This is a genomic window from Youxingia wuxianensis, from assembly GCF_014385085.1.
Lineage (GTDB): Bacteria > Bacillota > Clostridia > Oscillospirales > Ruminococcaceae > Youxingia > Youxingia wuxianensis.
Window position 1 is genome coordinate 1 of record NZ_JACRTD010000005.1, and the last position, 21,574, is coordinate 21,574.

The following is a 21,574-nucleotide window of genomic DNA, read 5'->3' on the forward strand; positions in this document are numbered from 1 at the left end:
TCATCGATACCGCGTTGATTACTGGGATGAACACCACTGCTACCACTATTATCAGTGCCGGCGCTATCAGCAGATACGGCCATATCCCGCTCTTCTTCTTCCCCACTGTGGGCCACCTCACTTCCTTCAAATCAAAAAATTCTACTTGTCCCTTGGTATTAATTTTGCGTCTTCCATGGTTTGTCTAATATGCTGTTCGGTTTCAAATTTTGCCGCCTGCGAATCATGATTTTTAATCGCCAGATAAATCTTGTTGTGATACACAACCGACTTTTGATAACTGCCGGGCACATTATAAGTTTTAAAATAACCAGTACGGATGGAATCACAAATAATCGGCAAAATTCGCTGAAGCACATCATTGTGACTGCACTCGGCGACGGCGGAATGAAATTCCACATCAAAAGGCCGATAATCAATGTGCTGTTCCTGCGCCTGTTCCATTGCAGCAATAGCACCGCGCAGCCGGGAGAGATTTTCTTCATTGGCCCTTTGAGCGGCCAAGTAAGCGATTTGAGGCTCGATCATCATACGGGTTTCCATTAGATTTTCAAACAGCTTTTTCTGATCGGTATAGCTCAGCCCCAAAGGATCCCGAACCATGCCTGGCTTTTGAGCGATAAAGGTACCCCGTCCGCGATGAATCTCCACCAGATTTTCTGCTACTAATATTTTCACCGCTTCCCGGACGGTGGAACGGCTTACCCCAAACATGCTGATCAGTTCGCCTTCGGTGGGAAATCTATCCCCGGGTTTCATCTTTTTTTCCAGCACCATTTCCCGCAGCCGTTGGGCGGCAACAGATGGAAGCTCTTTTTGAGACATTAAAGTATGGTTCATCTTTTGACGCCCCCTTTAGGTTAACTATAATATAATTGTAATAGAATTATCAACTGGATTTTCTGATTTTTTTAGTGTTTTGACAAAATTTTGTTAATATTGATCAGACGTCTGATGTATTTTTGTATGAATTTTACCTACATCAAAAAAAGGCCGCGGCATTGCCGCGGCCTTTTTTAGGACATGTTTAAAGTTTTACATCAAAACCAAAGAAGTTATTGGTGTTATTAAAGCAGATATCCTCTACCATTTTTCCCAGAAGGTCCATATCCGCTGGGAACTCGCCGTTTTCTACCCAGGTACCGATCAGGTTACACAGGATTCTGCGGAAATATTCATGGCGGGTATAGGACAGATAGCTTCTGGAGTCGGTAAGCATACCTATGAAGTTGCCCAGCAGGGAGAGATCGGCAAAGCTCTTCAGCTGTGTCTCCATGCCGTTTTTCGTATCATTAAACCACCAGGCGGAGCCTTGCTGTATTTTACCAGCGGCTTCGCTGCCTTGGAAGCAGCCCAGAACAGTACCCAGCATAGCGTTATCCTGTGGATTTAGGGAATACAAAATCGTTTTTGGAAGCAAGCCGTCTTTTTCCAAAGCATCCAGGAAGGCGGTCAGAGAAGCGGCGTCCAAGGAAGAGCCGATGCAATCATACCCAGTATCCGGTCCCAGCTTTGCAAACTGACGGGAATTGTTGTTTCTTACTGCGGCATAATGCAGCTGGAGCACCCAGCCGCGTTTGGCGTACTCCCGGCAGAGGAACAGGAGCAGGGCGGTCTTATATTTATCCGCGTCGCACTCGCACAGTTTTTCTCCGGCGAGGGCTTTTTTCATCAGGGCGTCTACATCCTCCTTGGAAGCGGGGGCATAAATGGCTTTAGCAAGAGCATGGTCGGAAGCCACACAGCCCATTTCGTCAAAGAAATCCAGACGTTTGCTCAAGGCCGCGCATAAGCTGTCAAAATCATTGATGGCAACGCCGCTGACCTCAGAAAGCGTCTTTATGTACTGCACATAACCATCCGCCTCGATGTTAGTTGCTTTGTCCGGGCGCCAAGCAGGCAGAACTTTCACTTCCCAGTCCTTGTCAGCAGCCAGCTGTTTATGATAGCGAAGGTCGTCTACCGGATCGTCGGTGGTACAGATGAGTTTTACATTGGAACGGCGGATAATACCGCGAACGCTCATATCCTTCTGGGCTAATTTCTTGTTGCACAGATTCCAAACCTCTTCTGCGGTTTTACCATTTAACGAGCCGTAGTAATCAAAATATCTCTGCAGTTCCAGATGGGTCCAGTGATACAGCGGATTACCGATGGCCTTTTCCAATGTTTCCGCCCACTTCTGGAATTTTTCCCGGTCGCTGGCGTCTCCGGTGACATATTTTTCGTCAGTAGCGTTGGAACGCATGGCACGCCACTTATAATGGTCTCCCTGAAGCCAAGGCTGGGCGATATTTTCATACTGCCGGTCCTCAGCGATTTCCTGGGGATTGATGTGGCAGTGATAGTCAATGATGGGCATTTTCGCCGCATGCTCATGGAACAAGACTTTAGCTGTTTCATTGGATAGGAGGAAATCCTTATCCATAAACTGTTTTGACATTTATATAACCTCTTTTCTTAAAATAATATTGTTTAACTGTTTAACGATTATATTTTAGTAGAACTGCGCTTTACCAGTTCTCCGGAAATTAAAATCCGATCTGGAAAATCTTTCCCTTCAAATACGCCGAATAAGGTATTGATTGCGGTCATACAGGAGGCTTCCACACGATTATCGATGGAAGTCAACCCAGGTTCGCTGCAGCGGGAAAGAATCGAATTATTGTATCCGATAACCTCCATTTTTTCCGGAATGGGGATACCGCGTTCAATAGCCGCTTTGACAGCGGCGACACCCTGCTCGTCCTCCGCGCATACCACAGCGTCAAAACCTACCCCCTGATCCAGCAGTTGGCCGATCTTCTCCTGGCTTTCCTCTAAGTTTTTTTTGCAAAAGAGGATCAGCTCTTCTTCTATTGGAATCCCCGCCTGGGTAAGAGCGGTTTTATAACCGTCCATCTTCTGGCGGCCGCTGTAGGTGGTGGTGTCATATACATATAAAATCCGCCGGTGCCCCCCGTTGATAAGCTGGCTGACCGCATCCCGCACTAGTCCGAAATCATCTGTCAGCATACAGTAGATATTTTCCCCTTTAATGTAACCGTTGATTAAAATAATCGGTACCTGCCGGGCGGCCTCAATAATATAACCGCTGTCCCCGCCGGAAATGAAATGAGAACCTACCAGGATAATAGCGTCTACCCGCTTGGACAAAAGCACCTGAAGGTAGCTGCGCTTATCTTCCGCATTGGCGCCGGTGCAGCATAGTAAACTGTCGTAGCCTTTATGCCGCAGTTCACGCTCCAAGGTGGAAACCGCACTGGCAAGGTAGATATCCGATACGTCCATACACATAATCCCTACGGTTTTAATGGTATTCAGCCCCAGCCCGCGGGCAAAAGCGTTTGGAGTATAGCCGATCTCTTCCATAACGGCAAGGACTTTTTGCCGCGTTTTTTCACTGACGCCTTTTTTATTGTTAAGCACACGGGAGACAGTAGCGATGGAAACGCCGGATTTTTTGGAAATATCGTAAATGGTCGTTTGCATTAGACACGCTCCTCATTGTTATACGCTCCGTAAGCTCTTACAATTTAGATTATACAATGGGCGGCATCTTTTTACAAGTATTTTTTTAAAAATCCCAGAGGATTTGTGAAATTTCCCATAGAATAAGGGGATTATATAGAAAATTACAAAAAATTCCGGAGAACACTTGACAGATTGCCCTGTAAAATTTATTATTAGATTAACGTAAACGCTTACGATATTTTTTAAAATAGCGCAATTAATTTATAGGAGGAAATATAGCGGTGGAACAATTAAATAAAAATTTGGTGCAGTTAAAACAGCATCCTATTCGGGTGATGCAATTCGGGGAAGGCAACTTTTTACGGGCGTTTGTCGATTATATGATTGACATCGCCAACGAAAAAGGCGTTACGGATATGGGTGTAGCCATTGTAAAAGCCATCGAATTCGGCAATCTGGATAACTTTAAAAAACAGGATAATTTGTATACCGTTTTAATGCGCGGAGTGATGAACGGGGAAGTGGTAAACTCCAGCCGTGTGGTTACCAGCGTGCAGAAAGCGGTCGGCGCATATGAAAATTACGAGGAATACGTAGCGATTTCTAAGCTGGATACCCTGCGGTTTATTATTTCCAACACCACCGAGGCGGGAATTGTTTATGATGACCAGGATAAGTTTGAGCTTTGCCCGCCCATCACCTATCCCGGAAAGCTGACCAAACTCCTCTACGGCCGTTTTGAACAGTTTAAGGGAGCGGCGGATAAGGGGCTTATCATTATCCCCTGCGAGCTGATCGAGCATAACGGCGACAATCTGAAAAAATGCGTCAACCAGTATATTGACCTGTGGAATCTGGGCGATGAATTTAAAACTTGGGTAGCAAACAGCTGCGTTTTCTGCAATACTTTGGTTGACCGGATTGTTACCGGATATCCCAGGGATATTGTGGACGAAATTTACCAGCAGTTGGGTTACATAGATCATCTGGTGGATACCTGCGAACCGTTCGGCCTGTGGGTCATTGAAAGTGAAAAGGATATTTCCGCCGACTTCCCTCTGGACAAAGCGGGACTGCCGGTGATCTTTACCGAGGACCAAACTCCTTACCGGGAACGGAAAGTACGTATTTTAAACGGAGCGCATACCTCCACTGTGCTGGGTGCTTATCTGGCGGGCAAAGAAATTGTCTTGGAATGTATGAAAGATCCGGATATCCGCAAGCTGATGGAAAGCATCGTATTCGAGGAAATTGCGCCTACGGTAAAATTGCCGGCGCAAGAGGTAAAAGCCTTTGCGGATTCTGTTCTGGAACGGTTTGAAAATCCCTTTATCAAGCATCGCCTGCTGGATATTTCCTTAAACTCTATCTCCAAATGGAAAGCCCGTATTCTGCCTACCTTCCGTGACTGCTATAAGGCCAACGGAAAAATTCCCCGCCTGTTAACTTTCTCTTTTGCGGCGCTGTTGGCGTTTTATACCTCTGACGAACTGCGCGACGGCGTTCTGATCGGACATCGGGACGGACAGGAGTACAACATTAAAGACGGGGCGGAAGTATTGGAGTTTTTTGCTAAAAATTCCAAATCTCTGCCCGTTCAGGATTATGTTGCCGCGGTAGCCTCCAATGAGAAATTCTGGGGCGAGGACCTGACCCGTTATGAAGGTTTCGTGGACACTGTCAGCGGATATCTCGCTCAAGCGGCCCAAAAAGGCATGAAACAGCTGATCCATGAAGTGGTGGAGGGATAACAGGTATGCTGAATTTCTTAGTCATCCATCCGGACGACAATGTAGGAGTGGCTCTTCAGCCCTTGGAAAAGGGAGAGGCGGTAACCGCCGGCAAACAAAAGATTACAATTTTGCAGGAAGTGGCATTTGGACATAAAATTGCCCTTTCCCCTATTAAATCGGGAGAGGACGTAATAAAATACGGCCATCCCATTGGCGTGGCCACCGCGGACATTGGACCGGGGGAGTGGGTGCACACCCATAACTTGAAAACCAAACTCAGTGAAAAACAGGAGTATGATTACCAGCCCAATTTGAAAGAACTTTCTCCCCAGAAGCCCAAAACCTTCCTGGGATACAAGCGCCCGGACGGAAAGGTGGGGATCCGCAATGAGATTTGGATTATCCCCACAGTGGGATGTGTTAACTCCATTGCGCAGATAATCGAAAAAGAATCCCAGCATTTGGTGGGGGAGAACGTGGAGGGAATTTACAGCTTCTGCCACCCCTACGGCTGCTCCCAGCTTTCCCAGGACCATCTTAATACCCAGAAAGCCCTGGCTGGACTGGTGCGCCATCCCAATGCCGGCGGTGTGCTGGTATTGGGGTTGGGCTGTGAAAACAATAATATCGACGTATTTAAAAAAGTGTTAGGCCCATATGACCCTGCACGGGTAAAATTTCTCAACTGCCAGAGCACCTCTGACGAAGTGGGGGATGCGGTGCGCTTGATTGGGGAACTAAAGGAGTATGCCAATACTTTTACCAGGGAAGAATGTCCAGCCTCAGAGTTGGTAATCGGACTGAAATGCGGCGGCTCCGATGGACTTTCCGGCATTACGGCTAACCCGTTGGTGGGAGCCTTTTCCGATATTCTTCTTTCCCAGGGAGGTTCCACCATACTCACAGAAGTGCCTGAAATGTTCGGCGCGGAAACAATCCTGATGAATCGGTGCAAGGACAAAGCTACCTTTGATAAAACGGTGAATCTTATCAATGATTTTAAGGATTACTTTGTCCGTTACCACCAGACGGTGTATGAAAATCCCTCTCCGGGCAACAAGGCCGGCGGGATTACTACCCTGGAGGATAAATCTCTGGGATGCACACAGAAGGGCGGCTCCGGCATTGTTACCGACGTGCTGGCCTATGGAGATCCTCACCAGGTAAAGGGGCTCAATCTTTTACAGGCTCCGGGCAACGATTTGGTAGCGTCCACCGCCTTAGCGGTATCCGGAGCGCAGTTAGTGTTGTTTACCACTGGCAGAGGAACGCCTTTTGGCTGTCCGGTGCCTACGGTGAAAATTTCCAGCAACACCCGGCTGTTTGAGGTAAAACGCAACTGGATTGATTTTAATGCCGGAGACTTTATTGACGGCGTGCCCATGGAAAAGCTTTCCCAGTATTTTTACAGCTTTATTTTAGATGTGGCGTCCGGTCGCATTAAAACCAAAACGGAACAGCACGGCGTACGGGACCTGGCTATTTTTAAAGATGGAGTTACTCTATAATTCAATATAATCGCTGTTTTATTTGTAAAGCGAGGGATGTTTTGTAAAAACATCCCTCGCCTTTTTGTATGTTTTTATTGACTTGTGGGCATCCTATAGATATAATATGAAATTGAAACTCAATTTCAATTTAGGAGAATTTATATGGTACAGGTAGGTGGATATAAAACAAAACAGCGGGATTTGATACTTGGGTATCTCGTTTCCCGCAAAGGCGTTCACATTACCGCGGACGATGTGGTGGAACATTTTAAGAAAACTGGAAATTCAGTGGGAAAATCCACCGTTTACCGGTATCTTGATTTGTTGGTGAAAAGCGGGGCCGTACGGAAATATATTGTGGAGGAAGGGGCCAGCGCCTGTTATCAATATTTTGATAATTCCGGGGACTGCCACGCCCACTACCATTTAAAATGCAGCGGCTGCGGCGAGCTGATCCACGTGGAATGCGAGTATTTAGATCAGGTAAATTCCCATGTGTTCGAGCACCATGGTTTTACCATAGATAACAGCAAAACGGTCCTATATGGCCTGTGCGCTAAATGCGCAGGCAAACAATCGGAGGAAAAACATGAAAAATAAAATCTATTCTTTTTTAGCGGTTGCGGCGGCACTTCTGCTTCTTGTCCCGGGAGCTACCGGCTGCTCCCAAAGCGAAGCGCCGGTGTCGGAGGACGGGCGGACACTGACGGTAGTGACCACACTATTTCCCCAGTATGATTTTGCCCGCCAGCTGGCAGGGGAGAAAGGGGAGGTAAGCCTGCTTTTGCCGCCGGGGGTGGAAAGTCACAATTTCGAACCTACGCCGGCGGATATTATTAACATTGAAAAAGCGGATTTGTTTATCTACACTGGGGAAGAGATGGAGCCTTGGGCTAAGAGCATTATTGATGGTATCACCGGAGATGTTAAAATTGTGGATGTGTCCCAGAACATCGCTCTGGTAAAAACACAGGAAGAGCCGCTGGCACAAGAGGAACATGCTAAGGAAGATCAGATACATGTCCATGAATATGATCCGCACTTTTGGACGGATCCGGTGCTGGCAAAGACGATGGTCAGTACGATTCAAGAGGCTTTTTGTGAAGTGGATGAGCTGAACGCCTCCTATTATAAGGCCAATGGAGAAGCGTATCAAGCGCGGCTGGATCAATTAAATGAAAAGTTTCAGACGATTGTCAGTGAAGGCAAACGAAAGAAAATGATTTTTGGGGGAAAATTCCCGTTTTATTATTTTGCCGCCCGGTATGGGCTTGCGTATGACGCGGCGTATGACAACTGCTCCGGGGAAACGGAGCCCAGCGTACGCAAAGTCGCGCAGTTAATTGATGAAATCCGCTCCGAAGAGATCCCCGTGGTCTACTATGAAGAGCTTACCGATCCCAAGGTGGCCCGTTCTATCAGTGAGGAAACCGGGGCAGAAATGCTGCTGTTTCATTCCTGTCACAACGTGAGCAAAGAACAATTTAACCAGGGGATCACCTATTTGGATTTAATGGAACAAAATGCGGAAAACCTGAAAAAGGGGCTAAACTAATGGTACAGCTTTCCTGTAAAAATGTGACGATGACATACGAAAATACCGTGGCGCTGAAGGACGTTTCCTTTGAGGTACAGGCGGGGGATTACTTATGTATTGTAGGAGAAAACGGATCGGGAAAAAGTACGCTGATCAAGGGTATATTAGGCCTTACCCCAGTAAAGTCCGGAACAATTGCTTTTTCGGGCGGAGTCAGCAGAGATGAAATTGGGTATCTCCCCCAACAGACGGAAATTCAGCGAAATTTTCCGGCCAGCGTGTATGAGGTTGTACTATCCGGCTGTTTAAACCGGATGAAGCGTCATCCTTTTTATGGAAAATCCCAGCGCCAGTGGGCGATGGATAACCTAAAGCGGCTGGGTATTGAACAGATCAAGAATAAATCTTACCAGGACCTTTCCGGCGGGCAGCAGCAGAGAGTGCTGTTGGCCAGAGCCCTGTGCGCTACGGAAAAGATGTTGTTATTAGACGAGCCTATCACAGGGCTGGACCCGATTGTTTCCGGGGAATTGTATGAGATCATCGGCCAGCTCAACCGGCAAAGCAGCGTGACGATCCTTATGGTATCCCATGATGTGAGCTGTGCAGTAAAATATGCTACCAAAATCCTGCACCTCAGCGCGGGAGTCAGCTTTTTTGGAGATGTAAAAGACTATCTGGAAAGCGACGTCGGCCGCCGATTTACAGGGGGTGGAGACCATGCTTGAGATGCTGATAGGGCTGTTTTCCTACGATTTTATCCGCCGGGCGCTGGTGGTGGGAACTTTGGTCAGCTTATGCGCCGCCCTGCTGGGAGTTACCTTGGTGCTCAAACGGTACTCTATGATCGGGGATGGCCTTTCCCATGTGGGCTTTGGCGCGCTGTCTATCGCTTTGGCGGCAAATTTGGCGCCTTTGCAGGTGTCGGTGCCTGTTGTGGTGATTGCGGCGTTTTTGCTTTTACGGCTCAGTGAAAACAGCAAGATCAAAGGGGATGCGGCGATCGCGCTTATTGCCAGCAGCTCAGTGGCCATCGGAGTTATTGTCACCTCCCTGTCCCAGGGGATGAATACGGACGTTTATAACTACATGTTCGGCAGCATCCTGGCTATGAGTTCCAGTGATGTATTTCTCAGTGTGATTCTTTCGGTGATTGTGCTGGTGATGTTTGTATTTTTTTATCATCGGATTTTCGCTGTGACGTTTGACGAGGGCTTTGCTAAGGCTACGGGCACTAAGGTAGGAAACTATAACATTCTGATTGCATTGCTAACGGCATTGACTATCGTGGTGGGGATGCGGATTATGGGTACCATGCTCATATCCAGTCTGATTATTTTCCCGGCGCTGACCTCTATGCGCGTTTGCCGGACCTTTAAAACTGTTGTGATCAGTTCGGCGATCATTTCGGTGGTTTGTTTCTTTTTGGGAATACTTGCCTCCTTTGCCTTTTCCCTGCCTGCGGGGGCGAGTATTGTAGTAGTAAATCTGGCGGTATTCGGGATATTTTTTATTGTTGGAGTCATAAAAGAGAAAACATAAAAAGAAAATAGAAAGAGGCCTCCCGCATTCATGCGGGAGGCCTCTTTCTATTTATATAAAAAAGTGAAAGAAAAAGCACTTTGGTTCTTTTGGTCTGTCCCGCCCGCCGGACCGGTATTCCGACCATTCGGCGGGCTAACAGCATGTATTTTAAAAGTAATAGAGGGGGCGTTTGCTATGGTCTTAGTATACCGGGAGAATGTGAAGTCCGTTTGAAGAATAATAAAATTAAATTGTAAAACTTTGTGATGAAACTATTTCTAATGTGCAGGATTAACTAAAAACATCAGGGATAACAAGACAAAATCACCAAATATTTTACCTGGATTTTACATAGCTGCTCTTTGGATTTTACAATCGGCCGCTATACTGTAGCTTGTAAACGAAAGAAAAAAGTACATAGAGTTTACATGAATTTGAGAAAAATATGCAGCGGGGAAAACCCGTGTAAAAGAAAGGTGAAAAACAAATGAAAAGAGTAGTAAGTGTTTTGCTGGTAGCTATGTTAGCATTGTCTGTATTCGCGGGCTGTTCTTCCACAGACGCCAGTACTCCCTCTACAAGCGATACCCCGGCGGCTCCTTCCCAGGAGCAGGTTTCCTCCCAAGAGCAGGCCCCTTCCCAGGAGGATGCTTCCTCGGATTTTGATACTGCCGCGGAAATTGCGGTAATCAGCCGGGAACCAGGTTCCGGAACCCGCGGCGCTTTTGTTGAACTGTTCGGCATTGAAGAAAAGGATGCGGATGGCAACAAAGTCGACCACACCACCGAAGAGGCGGATATCGCTTCCAAAACCGATGTGATGCTTACCAACGTTGCAGGCAATCCAGCAGCTATCGGCTATGTATCCTTGGGTTCGTTAAATGACACTGTAAAAGCGCTGAACATTGATGGAGTAGAAGCTACCGCTGAAAACGTAAAAAGCGGCACGTATAAAGTTTCCCGTCCGTTTAATATCGCCACCAAAGGCGAAGCTACAGGGCTTGCAAAAGACTTTATCGACTTTATCATGAGCAAAGAAGGCCAGGAAGTGGTTTCTGACGGCTACATCCCGGTAAACGACGCGGCTCAGGCGTATGCGGGAAGCAAGCCGGAGGGAAAAATTGTAGTTGCCGGCTCCTCCTCGGTATCTCCGATTATGCAAAAACTCAAAGAAGCGTATATCGCTGTCAATCCTGCGGCAACGATTGAAATCCAGACCAGCGACTCCACCGCCGGCATGACCGCCACGCTGGAAGGTACCTGTGATATCGGTATGGCCTCCCGTGAGCTTAAAGAAAGCGAAGCTGCCGAACTTACTGCTACCGCCATTGCCAACGACGGGATCGCGGTTATTGTAAACGCGGCGAACCCAGCAGGAGAAATGACTTCTGAGCAGGTAAAATCTATCTTTACCGGTGAAACACTTGTATGGAGCGATATCATTAAATAAATCCAACAGGCCGAAATCCTCCAGGGGCGGATACGAATATCCGCCCCTTTCTTGGAAACAGGGTATTTTACACTTCTTTTACATAGAGGGATGAGGTAAACGTGTATGAGCAGGCAAAAGCTGATTGAAAAGGCAATGGAAATCCTTTTTCTTATTTGTGCTTTGACTTCTATTATAGCAGTATTATTGATCTGCATTTTTCTATTTGCTAATGGAGTTCCCGCCATGTCTAAAATCGGGGTATTTAACTTCCTTTTGGGAACCAAATGGACGCCGCAGGATATTCCTGCGTCCTTTGGGATTTTTCCTATGATCTTAGGCAGCATTTATGTCACTGCGGGAGCGATTATTATTGGAGTTCCTATTGGAATTTTAACATCGGTATTTATGGCGAAAATGTGTCCCAAGCCCTTATATAAAATATTAAAGCCAGCGGTGGAACTGCTGGCGGGTATTCCGTCCATTGTATACGGATTTTTTGGACTGGTGCTGCTGGTGCCATTGATCCGGGAAACCTTTGGCGGAAAAGGCACCAGCATGTTGACCGCGTCGATTTTGCTGGGGATTATGATTTTACCCACGATTATTGGCGTAAGTGAATCTTCTATCCGGGCGGTGCCGGACAGCTACTATGAGGGGGCCCTGGCCTTAGGAGCCACCCATGAGAGAGCGGTATTTTTTACCGTGCTTCCTGCCGCTAAATCGGGAATCCTAGCTGGGGTAGTGTTGGGAATCGGCCGTGCCATCGGCGAGACCATGGCGGTGATTATGGTAGCGGGAAACCAGCCCAGGATGCCCGCTGGAATTCTCAAAGGGGTACGGACAATGACGGCCAATATCGTTATTGAAATGGGATATGCGGCCGATCTGCACCGGGAAGCGCTCATCGCTACCGGGGTGGTGCTGTTCGTATTTATCCTAATTATTAATCTGGCGTTTTCGCTTTTGAAAAGGAAGGTGGATTGATGAACCAGACAGCAGCTTCTGCAAGGCCGCAAAAGCATCCGATTAACCGGTTGACCCTTAAGCAAAGGATAAAAAGCTATTTGAAGCATCCTCTTTCCTTATTTTTATTTTTGATTGTTGCGGCCGCTACTCTGATTACCGTATTCGTGCTTTTCTTTTTGATCCTATATATTTTAATCAAAGGGATTCCCTATTTGACGCCTTCCCTGTTCGCTTTTGAGTATAACAGCGAGAATGTTTCGATGTTTCCGGCGATTATTACTACGATTATGATGACAGTTTTTTCGCTGATTTTGGCGGTGCCGTTGGGAATTTTCACCGCTATTTATCTAGTGGAATATGCAAGGCGGGGAAACAAGATAGTAGAGCTGGTACGTCTTACCTCCGAAACTTTGTCGGGGATACCTTCTATTGTTTACGGGCTGTTCGGAATGTTATTTTTTGTAACGGCGCTGCATTGGGGATTTTCCTTGATCGCCGGCGCGTTTACCTTGGCGATTATGATCCTGCCGCTGATTATGCGCACCACGGAAGAGGCGCTGAAATCGGTGCCTGACACCTACCGGGAAGCAAGTTTCGGTTTGGGAGCAGGCAGACTTCGCACCGTATTCCGAATTGTACTCCCCTCGGCGATCCCGGGAATTTTGGCCGGGGTGATCTTAGCGATCGGCAGGATTGTAGGAGAAACCGCCGCGTTAATCTATACAGCGGGAACTGTGGCGCAAATCCCTACGGGAAGAGAGTTCCTTTTCATGTCCGGGCGTACGCTGGCGATCCACATGTGGGCCTTATCGGGGGAAGGGCTGAATACCAACCAGGCATATGCCACGGCGGTAGTTTTGTTGATTGTGGTGCTTTTGATTAACTGGCTGTCGGCGGCAGTAGCGAAAAGGCTTGCCAAGAGCTAGGAAAGGGTGAGATCATGGGAAAATTTGAAATTAAAAATGCGGACCTTTATTATAATGATTTCCACGCGTTAAAAAATATTAATCTGGATATCCCCCAAAAACAAATTACTGCTTTTATTGGTCCGTCCGGCTGCGGAAAATCTACATTACTTAAAAGCTTAAACCGAATGAATGATTTAATTGAAGGCTGCAAAATCACCGGAGAATTTCTGCTGGATGGAGAAGATATCTACGGCAATATGGATGTAAACCTACTGCGCAAACGGGTGGGCATGGTATTTCAAAAACCAAATCCTTTTCCGATGAGCGTATATGACAATATTGCCTTTGGACCTCGCACCCATGGGATACACAGCAAATCCAAACTGGATGATATTGTGGAAAAATCTCTGCGCAACGCCGCTATTTGGGAAGAAGTAAAGGACCGCCTGAAAAAAAGCGCTTTGGGGCTTTCCGGCGGACAGCAGCAAAGGCTGTGTATTGCCAGAGCTTTGGCGGTAGAGCCGGAAGTGCTTTTGATGGATGAGCCTACCAGCGCGCTGGATCCCATTTCCACATCCAAAATTGAAGATCTGGTATTGGAAATTAAACGGGAGTATACTATAATTATAGTAACTCACAACATGCAGCAGGCTACCCGAATTTCTGATCGCACCGCGTTTTTTCTACTGGGTGAGGTGGTGGAATATGATCAGACGGAAAATCTGTTTTCCATGCCCAAGGACAAACGGACAGAAGATTATATTACTGGCCGTTTTGGATGATGAAGGGAGAAAACTGCAATGAGAAATCGATTTGACCGGGAACTGGAAGTTCTCAATAACGAGCTTATTTCTATGGGGGCGCTTATTGAAAATGCCATCGGCGACGCGGTAAAAGCGTTAATAGAAAAAGATGCAGGGCTTGCCTATAAAGCCATTGATTTTGACAGCGAAGTAGATGAAAAAGAAAAAGACATTGAGCGCCGGTGTTTAAAGCTGCTGCTTCAGCAGCAGCCGGTGGCGGCAGATCTGCGAATGATTTCCACCGCCTTGAAAATGATTACGGATATGGAGCGTATCGGCGATCAGGCAAGGGACATTTCGGAAATTACCATCCGGCTGATTAATGAAGATTATATCACCTCCATGGAACATATCAGCAAAATGGCCAAGGATACGATCAGCATGGTAACCCGCAGTGTGGACGCTTATGTGGCTCATGATTTAAAGCTGGCTCAGGAAGTCATCGAATATGACGATGTGGTAGACGGATTATTTGATAAGGTAAAGGCCGATTTAATCGGGCTGATTCGGGAAAGCGCCGATAATGGCGAACAGGCAGTGGATCTGCTGATGGTTGCCAAGTATTTTGAGCGTATCGGCGACCATGCCACCAACATTGCGGAATGGGTGGTATTTTCAATTACTGGCCAGCATGGGAGCCAGCGGGTGATTTAAACTGAGGATAGGAGACAGAGGATATGGCAGACGCTATGATCTATCTTGTGGAAGATGACGAAAGTATACGGGAACTGATATTGTACGCTTTGCATAGCAGCGGCTTTGAGGGCCGGGGCTTTTCCAGCGCGGAGGAGTTGTGGCCGGCAATTAAGGCTGGCACTCCAAATCTGGTGCTTTTGGATATTATGCTTCCCGGAGAAGACGGCCTGAAAATCCTATCAAAAATCCGCCAAAACCCTCAGATGAGACAGACCCCGGTAATTATGCTTACAGCGAAGGCGGCGGAATATGATAAAGTAAAAGGACTGGATTTGGGAGCGGATGATTATATAACCAAGCCTTTTGGGGTTATGGAGCTGATCTCCCGCATCCGGGCGGTACTGCGCCGGTCCAATGTGCAGGCGCCGTCAGAGGAAGCGCTGGTTTATCAAACTATCCGGCTGGATCCTCAAAGAAGGACGGTTACCGCCTCGGACGTGCCGGTAACCCTGACCTTTAAAGAATTTGAGCTGCTCAGTTACCTTTTGAAAAATGAAGGAATTGTTCTGACCAGGGAAAAAATTATGGAAAAGGTATGGGGATTCGATTATGAAGGAGAAAGCCGGACAGTGGATATGCATATTAAATCCCTGCGCCACAAGCTGGGGTCCAGCGGAGAATTGATACAGACCGTGCGCGGAGTAGGTTATAAAATAGGAGGCCAGGAGAGATGAAAAAGCGGATATACATCAGCCTGTGTTTCACCTCTCTGGTGCTGGTTCTTCTGACAGCAGGGGTGATGCTGTGGGTATCCTATGGTATGGGGATCTCTCAAGCGAAGAACAGTTTGAAAAACCAGACGATTATGATAGAAAATGGAATATCCTTCGTAGGCGATGAGCAGTTGGGATATCTGGATACGGAGGTAAAAGGGCTTCGGGATATGCGTATTACCTGGCTCAACGCGGACGGATCCGTCCTCTTTGACACTTCAGCGGACAGTGCGTCCATGGAAAACCACAGCCAGCGCCCGGAAATGATAGCGGCCCTGCAAAAAGGGGAGGGGACGGATGTGCGTCACTCTCAAACGGTAGGACAGGACAGCGTATATTATGCCAAAAGGCTTTCCGACGGCTCGGTGCTGCGTCTGTCCATGCAGACCAAAAGTGTAGGTACCGTATTTCAAAATGCGCTGCCGTTGGTGCTGGGGATAGTTGTTATGTTATTGGGGGCTTGCTTTATTATTGCTTCCCAACTGACAAAACGAATCCTTCTCCCCGTAAAACAACTGGCTCAGAATATTGAGGACGATCAGGAATATTCGGGATATGGGGAGCTGGAGCCTTTCTATCACAAGATCAAAGAACAGAACCGGATGATTAAGTCCCAGATGGATAAACTGGCGGACGAGCGGGATCGAATCAGCACAATCACAAGCAATATGCGGGAAGGCCTCATTTTAGTTGATCTGCAAAAGGATATTCTTTCGGTAAATAAAAGCGCCCTCTCCCTGCTGGAAGTAAAAAAAGGCGACTATGAGGGGAAGGGGATATTGACCCTTTGCCGGAACGTAGAGTTTTCTCATTGCGTAGATCAGGCGGTGGAAGGAACCGGATGTGATATTCTTCTGGAAAACGGCCGCGGCTCTGTACAGGTATATGCCAATCCAGTATTTGCCGGGAAAAAAGTATGCGGAGGGATTATCCTGCTGGTAGATGTGACGCAGCAGCAGAAAGCGGAAAAAATCCGCCGGGATTTTACCGCTAACGTATCCCATGAACTAAAAACGCCTCTCACATCCATCTCTGGTTTTGCGGAGATGATTTCGGGGGGGATGGTAAGTTCCCCCCAGGATATCAAAAAGTTTGCCGGAAGGATTTATCGGGAGGCCAGCAGGCTGATTACCTTGACGGATGATATTATTCGGCTTTCCCAGATTGAGGAAGGCACCGATCCGGAAAAAGAACCAATATCGCTGAGGCCGATTTGTGAGAATGTACTAAATACCCTGCAGATCATTGCTCAGCAAAAACAGGTATCCCTCAGCATCCAAGGGGAAGAAGGCCAGCTCAGCGCCAATCCCAGAATGATGGAGGAACTGATCTTTAACCTTTGCGATAATGGGATCAAGTACAATCAACCCGGGGGCAGCGTGAAAATTTCGATCAGGCAGGAACCCGGGGAAGTTGTCCTTTCGGTAAAAGATACAGGGATTGGGATACCCAAGGAACATCAGTCCCGTATTTTCGAGAGATTTTACCGTGTGGATAAAAGCCGTTCCAAACAAACCGGCGGCACGGGGCTTGGACTTTCGATTGTCAAGCATATTGTGGAGAGCCACCGCGGTTCCCTGACGCTGGAAAGCCAGGAAGGCGAAGGCACTGAGGTGACCATACGTTTTCCCTTATAACAAGCCAAAAGGCCATTTGCATATGCAAATGGCCTTTTTAATCGTCTTTTTCAATCCCCAGATCGTTATGAATCACCGTCCCGAATGAAATGGCTCCCTGACCGTATTTTTCTCGGATAATGTCCATTGCATTCTCCAGTTTTTCTTGTTTTTTCCGCGCTGGCGCATCTGGGTTTGTATAAAAGGAAAGCTGTTCCTCTACCTGATCGGCGGGAATAAGACCAGAGCCGGTAATTGCCAGCATACGAATAGGAGCGCCTATACGCCAGGAAGAACTGACAATCTCCAAAGACAGATCGATCAACTCCTGGGACAGATTGGTTGGAAAAGGAAGAGGACGCTGCCGGGTGATGACTTTAAACTGCGGATCTTTGATTGTCACCTGAAGAGTCTGGCACTTTAACCCGTGTTTGCGCAGCCGCCCCGCAACTGTGTCACACAGCGCCCGGACCCCCAGGCGAATATCTTCAATTCCGGTTAAGTTGCGCCGGAAAGTGATCCCGTTTCCTACGGATTTAATTTCCCGCTGTTCATAAATAGAGGCAACCGGGCTGTCGTCAATACCATTGGCGTAATCATGGATCAGTTCCCCTACCTTGCCCAGCTTCCCGGCAATCAGCCGTTTATCGCTTCTGGCCAGATCTCCGATAGTTTTAATGTATAATTTGTCCAACTGTTCTCTGGCGGAGCGTCCCACATACATCAGCGCGCTTACCGGCAGAGGAAAAAGCAGTTCTTGATAGTTTCCCCGGGTAATGACGGTAGTGGCGTCCGGTTTTTTATAATCGCTGCCCAGTTTGGCGTAAATCTTGTTGAACGAGACCCCGGCGGAAATAGTAATTCCCAATTCTTCCCGAATGGTATTTCGCAGAGTATCGGCAATCTGTTTTCCGTCCCCGAATAAATTTTGACAGCCAGTGACGTCCAGCCAAGACTCATCGATGCTAAACGGTTCCACCCGATCGGTAAATCGCTGATAAATAGCGTTGATCATGCGGGAATACCGCTGGTACTCCCGATGGTGGGCCGCCGCCAGCACCAGATCGGGACATTTTCGTTTCGCCTGCCAGATAGTTTCTGCGGTTTGAACATTGTATTTTTTAGCCAGTTCGTTTTTTGCCAATATAATCCCATGACGGTTCTGCGGATCTCCGCATACCGCCATAGGCACATTTTTATATTCCGGATGCATCGCGCATTCAACAGACGCATAAAATCCGTTGCAATCGCAGTGTAAAATTGTACGATCCACCAAATTTACGCCTCTCTCTTTTCTTGAAAGAAATATATTGCTATAATAAGTAACGGAAAATCTTGCGTTTCTCAGCAGCGGACAAGCTTTCAGTCCGTATGAAGGGTTATAATGAAATAATATCATAAAACCTGTTTTTTAAACAGGGTAATTTTATGCAGGAGTAAGAAAAGACATATGCAGCAGATGCAATCGCAAAACAGTTTTTCCAAAGGATTTAAAGACGGAGTGCCTATCGGTCTTGGCTACCTTTCCGTCTCCTTTACCTTTGGTATGATGGCGGTATCCTCTGGGCTGCCCGTGTGGGTAGCGGTGATGATTTCAATGACAAATTTAACCTCTGCCGGCCAGTTTGCCGGGCTTACGCTGATTACAGCCGGAGCCCCCATGTTTGAGATGGCGCTGACCCAGCTGGTGATCAACCTGCGTTACGCGCTGATGTCTCTGTCCCTTTCTCAGAAACTGGACAATGGAGTGAGCACCCTGCATCGCCTGGCGATTGCCTTTGGTAATACAGACGAGGTGTTCGCTGTTGCCAGCGGACAGAAAGGGGAAGTGGGAAAAAGATACCTGTACGGTCTGATTTGCGCCCCGTTTATCGGCTGGGTGCTGGGGACTTTTATCGGAGCTGCGGCAAGCTCCTTTTTGCCGGAGACCATTCGTTCTGCCTTGGGGATTGCTATATACGGGATGTTTTTAGCAATTATAATCCCTCCGGCAAAACATTACCGGCCAGTGCTTTACGTAATTCTATTTTCTGTGGGGATGAGCTGCCTTTTTAATTATGTTCCTGTATTAAATCGGGTATCAGCAGGCTTTGTAATTATTTTGTGTGCCGTGACCGCGTCCGCATTGGGCGCTTGGCTGTTCCCTGTAGAGGAGGGTGGAGATGCCTGAAATAAAAACGGTTTTACTATATGTGCTGGTTATGGCGGTGGTTACTTACCTTATTCGCATGTTACCGCTGGTTATTTTTAAGAGAAAAATTGAGAGCAGATTTATCAAATCTTTTCTGTTTTATGTTCCCTATGCCGTATTAGGCGCTATGACCTTCCCGGCAATCTTTGCCTCTACCGCCAGTTTATATTCCGCCCTTGGGGGACTGTTGGTGGCGGTGGTATTGGCTTATTATGAGAAGGGGCTTTTGCCGGTGGCGCTGTCCGCCTGCGGTGCGGTGTTAGCGGTAGAATGGATGATACGTATGTGTGTTTGACAAAAGTGCACTGAAGAAGTATACTATCTGTGGGCCCATGACAGGGCGCCTTAACATATGTGATAGGATAAAGGAGATGCACCCGAATGAGCGAATGCAGCCACAACTGTGAAACCTGCGGTGAAAACTGCAGTGAGCGTCAAAATCCGGCGGACTTTATTGAAAAGCCCCACGAATTGAGCAGCATTAAAAAAGTAATTGGCGTTGTCAGCGGAAAAGGCGGCGTTGGGAAATCCCTGGTGACTTCCCTGCTGGCAGTACTGATGAAACGCCGAGAGTATAATACGGCCATTATTGACGCGGATATTACCGGTCCCTCGATTCCCAAAGCCTTTGGGATTACTGGAAAAGCCGGCGGGGATGAAACGGGAATTTATCCGGTAAGAAGTAAAACCGGAATTGAAATTATGTCTATCAATCTGCTCTTAGAGAATGATACCGATCCAGTGGTGTGGAGAGGTCCTATCATTGCCGGGGTAGTCAAGCAGTTCTGGACCGACGTAATCTGGAATGATGTGGACTTTATGTTTGTGGATATGCCTCCGGGCACCGGCGACGTTCCCCTTACCGTATTCCAATCCATACCTTTGGATGGGATTATCGTAGTTGCCTCCCCGCAGGAACTGGTTTCCATGGTAGTGGAAAAAGCGGTAAAAATGGCGAAGATGATGAATATTCCGATTTTGGGACTGGTAGAAAATATGAGTTATGTCCAGTGCCCGGATTGTGCAAAGAAGATCAATATCTTTGGGGAAAGCCATATTGAGCAGATAGCGCGGGAATTTGATTTGAAAGTATTGGCGAAGCTTCCGCTTACTCCCCATCTGGCCAGCATATGCGATAGCGGTGTTGTGGAGCTGTTCGAAGGAGATTGGATGGACGGGGCCGCTGATGTCATTGAAAATTTGGAATAAAGCTTTTTACAGGGGAAATAGATTTTTCTATTTTCCCTGTATTTTTTTCTGTAAAAGGGAAAAATTAATAGTATTATTTCCCATACAGAAAAAGGAGAGAGCTTATATGAAAGATTTGAAAGAACTCAAAGGCACCCGTACACAGGCAAACTTGATGGCGGCCTTCGCAGGGGAATCCCAGGCGAGAAACAAGTATACCTATTACTGCGCAAACGCCAAAAAAAATGGATATCAGCAGATCGGGGACATTTTTGACGAGACTGCCAACAATGAAAAAGAACATGCGGAGATCTGGTTTAAACTGCTGCATGATAATACCATGCCCAGTGTGGAAGAAAGTTTAAACGACGCCGCCGCAGGCGAGCGGTACGAATGGACACAGATGTATGCGGACTTTGCCAGAGAAGCCAGAGAAGAAGGATTTGACCAGATTGCGTTTTTGTTTGAAAAGGTAGCGGAAATTGAAAAACATCACGAACAGCGCTACAATGCTTTGGCCAAGAATGTAAAGGATCAAAAGGTCTTTAAGAAAGAGCAAAAGGTAGTTTGGATCTGCCTAAACTGCGGATATATGGTGGAAGGGGAAAGCGCTCCTGTGGTGTGTCCGGTTTGTTCCCACGAGCAGTCCTACTTCCAGATGCACGTGGTAGACTATTAAGTTTATAAAAAAGCTCTCCCTTTTGGGAGAGCTTTTTAATTTTCATAGTTGGAGAGAATACCCAGGGCAATTTCCCGTTTGGTAGTACGCATATCCATAGCCTGCTTTTCAATATATCGGTGGGCCTGGGGTTCTGTCATATCCAAATACTGAATCAATGCGCACTTTGCCCGGTCTACCAGGCGTATTTCCTCAATTTTGCTTTGAAGGCGTTCGTTTTCGTTTTTTAATCCCTGCAGCCGCTGATGAGCGGCGTTTAATAATTTTACCGCCTGAAAAAATACCGCGCGGCCTACCGGTTTGGCCACTACTAGGACGCCATAATTTTCCACACGGGAAGAAACTTCGTCTGCGATTTCATTTTTTACGATTAATATCACTCCCGAGGTATCTGATGCACAGGTGGAAAGCTCATTTCCAAACTCGTCCGAAAGAGGAGTATTGATAATCACCAGATCGAAATCATTGTCCACTAAAGCCCGCCTAGCTTCGCTTCCGCTAAAAGCAAGGGTGTATTTCGGCGTATATCCGGCGGCCTTAAGAAGCCCCGCTAACAGCTCGCCGCCCTTTTGGGAACTGGAGGCAATAAGCACACTATCCACTTCAGACCACCCCCTGTACTGA

Annotated in this window: 22 protein-coding genes; 17 read left to right on the forward strand and 5 right to left on the reverse strand. The window is 47.3% G+C overall.

Features of this window, described 5'->3' with window-relative positions:
* Positions 1-141: 141 nt before the first annotated feature.
* From H8705_RS07650 to H8705_RS07660, 3 genes are all read right to left on the reverse strand, one after another.
* Entirely contained in the window at positions 142-840 is a 699-nt protein-coding gene (locus H8705_RS07650) for a FadR/GntR family transcriptional regulator (protein ID WP_262395250.1), read from the reverse strand.
* A 187-nt stretch (positions 841-1,027) separates the two neighbouring features.
* Positions 1,028-2,443 carry a glucuronate isomerase gene (gene uxaC / locus H8705_RS07655; RefSeq protein WP_262395251.1) on the reverse strand — a complete coding sequence of 472 codons (1,416 nt, stop codon included), beginning with the start codon at positions 2,441-2,443 and terminating at the stop codon, positions 1,028-1,030.
* 47 nt (positions 2,444-2,490) lie between these two features.
* On the reverse strand, positions 2,491-3,492 hold the full coding sequence (locus H8705_RS07660; protein WP_262395252.1) for a LacI family DNA-binding transcriptional regulator: 1,002 nt from the start codon (positions 3,490-3,492) through the stop codon (positions 2,491-2,493).
* A 263-nt stretch (positions 3,493-3,755) separates the two neighbouring features.
* Here H8705_RS07660 and H8705_RS07665 point away from each other — a divergent pair, with 263 nt between their 5' ends.
* From H8705_RS07665 to H8705_RS07725, 13 genes are all read left to right on the forward strand, one after another.
* Positions 3,756-5,225, forward strand: coding sequence for a tagaturonate reductase (locus tag H8705_RS07665; RefSeq protein ID WP_262395253.1), 1,470 nt, complete (start codon positions 3,756-3,758; stop codon positions 5,223-5,225).
* Positions 5,226-5,230: 5 nt separating this feature from the next.
* The gene (locus tag H8705_RS07670; protein WP_316248650.1) at positions 5,231-6,715 is read left to right on the forward strand and encodes a UxaA family hydrolase; all 1,485 of its coding nucleotides are present in this window, start codon (positions 5,231-5,233) and stop codon (positions 6,713-6,715) included.
* Between the two features lie 144 nt (positions 6,716-6,859).
* Complete coding sequence (locus H8705_RS07675; protein WP_262395254.1) at positions 6,860-7,297, forward strand: Fur family transcriptional regulator; 438 nt, start codon at positions 6,860-6,862, stop codon at positions 7,295-7,297.
* On the forward strand, positions 7,287-8,252 hold the full coding sequence (locus H8705_RS07680; RefSeq protein ID WP_262395255.1) for a metal ABC transporter substrate-binding protein: 966 nt from the start codon (positions 7,287-7,289) through the stop codon (positions 8,250-8,252). Before H8705_RS07675 ends, H8705_RS07680 begins: the two co-directional genes overlap by 11 nt.
* Positions 8,252-8,962: a metal ABC transporter ATP-binding protein gene (locus H8705_RS07685; RefSeq protein WP_262395256.1), complete on the forward strand. Its 711-nt coding sequence runs from the start codon at positions 8,252-8,254 to the stop codon at positions 8,960-8,962. The genes H8705_RS07680 and H8705_RS07685 overlap by 1 nt, the downstream gene beginning before the upstream one ends.
* On the forward strand, positions 8,955-9,776 hold the full coding sequence (locus H8705_RS07690) for a metal ABC transporter permease (protein WP_262395257.1): 822 nt from the start codon (positions 8,955-8,957) through the stop codon (positions 9,774-9,776). The genes H8705_RS07685 and H8705_RS07690 overlap by 8 nt, the downstream gene beginning before the upstream one ends.
* 469 nt (positions 9,777-10,245) lie before the next feature.
* On the forward strand, positions 10,246-11,208 hold the full coding sequence (locus H8705_RS07695) for a substrate-binding domain-containing protein (protein WP_262395258.1): 963 nt from the start codon (positions 10,246-10,248) through the stop codon (positions 11,206-11,208).
* Between the two features lie 105 nt (positions 11,209-11,313).
* Positions 11,314-12,174 (forward strand): phosphate ABC transporter permease subunit PstC, encoded by an 861-nt coding sequence (gene pstC, locus H8705_RS07700; RefSeq protein ID WP_262395259.1) that lies wholly within the window; start codon positions 11,314-11,316, stop codon positions 12,172-12,174.
* Entirely contained in the window at positions 12,174-13,082 is a 909-nt protein-coding gene (gene pstA / locus H8705_RS07705) for a phosphate ABC transporter permease PstA (RefSeq protein ID WP_262395260.1), read from the forward strand. Before pstC ends, pstA begins: the two co-directional genes overlap by 1 nt.
* Before the next feature lie 14 nt (positions 13,083-13,096).
* Positions 13,097-13,846 carry a phosphate ABC transporter ATP-binding protein PstB gene (gene pstB, locus H8705_RS07710; RefSeq protein ID WP_262395261.1) on the forward strand — a complete coding sequence of 250 codons (750 nt, stop codon included), beginning with the start codon at positions 13,097-13,099 and terminating at the stop codon, positions 13,844-13,846.
* Between the two features lie 18 nt (positions 13,847-13,864).
* Positions 13,865-14,521 carry a phosphate signaling complex protein PhoU gene (gene phoU, locus H8705_RS07715; RefSeq protein ID WP_262395262.1) on the forward strand — a complete coding sequence of 219 codons (657 nt, stop codon included), beginning with the start codon at positions 13,865-13,867 and terminating at the stop codon, positions 14,519-14,521.
* 35 nt (positions 14,522-14,556) lie between these two features.
* Positions 14,557-15,237 carry a response regulator transcription factor gene (locus H8705_RS07720; RefSeq protein WP_262395404.1) on the forward strand — a complete coding sequence of 227 codons (681 nt, stop codon included), beginning with the start codon at positions 14,557-14,559 and terminating at the stop codon, positions 15,235-15,237.
* Positions 15,234-16,913, forward strand: coding sequence for an ATP-binding protein (locus H8705_RS07725; RefSeq protein WP_262395263.1), 1,680 nt, complete (start codon positions 15,234-15,236; stop codon positions 16,911-16,913). The genes H8705_RS07720 and H8705_RS07725 overlap by 4 nt, the downstream gene beginning before the upstream one ends.
* Positions 16,914-16,950: 37 nt before the next feature.
* Here H8705_RS07725 and dinB read toward each other — a convergent pair whose 3' ends face one another.
* On the reverse strand, positions 16,951-18,165 hold the full coding sequence (dinB, locus tag H8705_RS07730) for a DNA polymerase IV (protein ID WP_262395264.1): 1,215 nt from the start codon (positions 18,163-18,165) through the stop codon (positions 16,951-16,953).
* Positions 18,166-18,342: 177 nt separating this feature from the next.
* Between dinB and H8705_RS07735 the strand changes: the two genes are divergently transcribed.
* The 4 genes from H8705_RS07735 to rbr all read left to right on the forward strand — a co-directional run bounded on the left by H8705_RS07735 (position 18,343) and on the right by rbr (position 20,950).
* On the forward strand, positions 18,343-19,062 hold the full coding sequence (locus H8705_RS07735) for an AzlC family ABC transporter permease (RefSeq protein WP_262395265.1): 720 nt from the start codon (positions 18,343-18,345) through the stop codon (positions 19,060-19,062).
* Positions 19,055-19,378, forward strand: coding sequence for an AzlD domain-containing protein (locus tag H8705_RS07740; protein ID WP_262395266.1), 324 nt, complete (start codon positions 19,055-19,057; stop codon positions 19,376-19,378). Before H8705_RS07735 ends, H8705_RS07740 begins: the two co-directional genes overlap by 8 nt.
* Before the next feature lie 86 nt (positions 19,379-19,464).
* Positions 19,465-20,292, forward strand: a complete 828-nt coding sequence (locus tag H8705_RS07745; RefSeq protein ID WP_262395267.1) for an Mrp/NBP35 family ATP-binding protein — start codon at positions 19,465-19,467, stop codon at positions 20,290-20,292.
* A gap of 115 nt (positions 20,293-20,407) precedes the next feature.
* Entirely contained in the window at positions 20,408-20,950 is a 543-nt protein-coding gene (gene rbr, locus H8705_RS07750; protein ID WP_262395405.1) for a rubrerythrin, read from the forward strand.
* 35 nt (positions 20,951-20,985) lie between these two features.
* Here rbr and H8705_RS07755 read toward each other — a convergent pair whose 3' ends face one another.
* Positions 20,986-21,552, reverse strand: a complete 567-nt coding sequence (locus H8705_RS07755) for an ANTAR domain-containing response regulator (RefSeq protein ID WP_262395268.1) — start codon at positions 21,550-21,552, stop codon at positions 20,986-20,988.
* Positions 21,553-21,574: the final 22 nt, after the last annotated feature.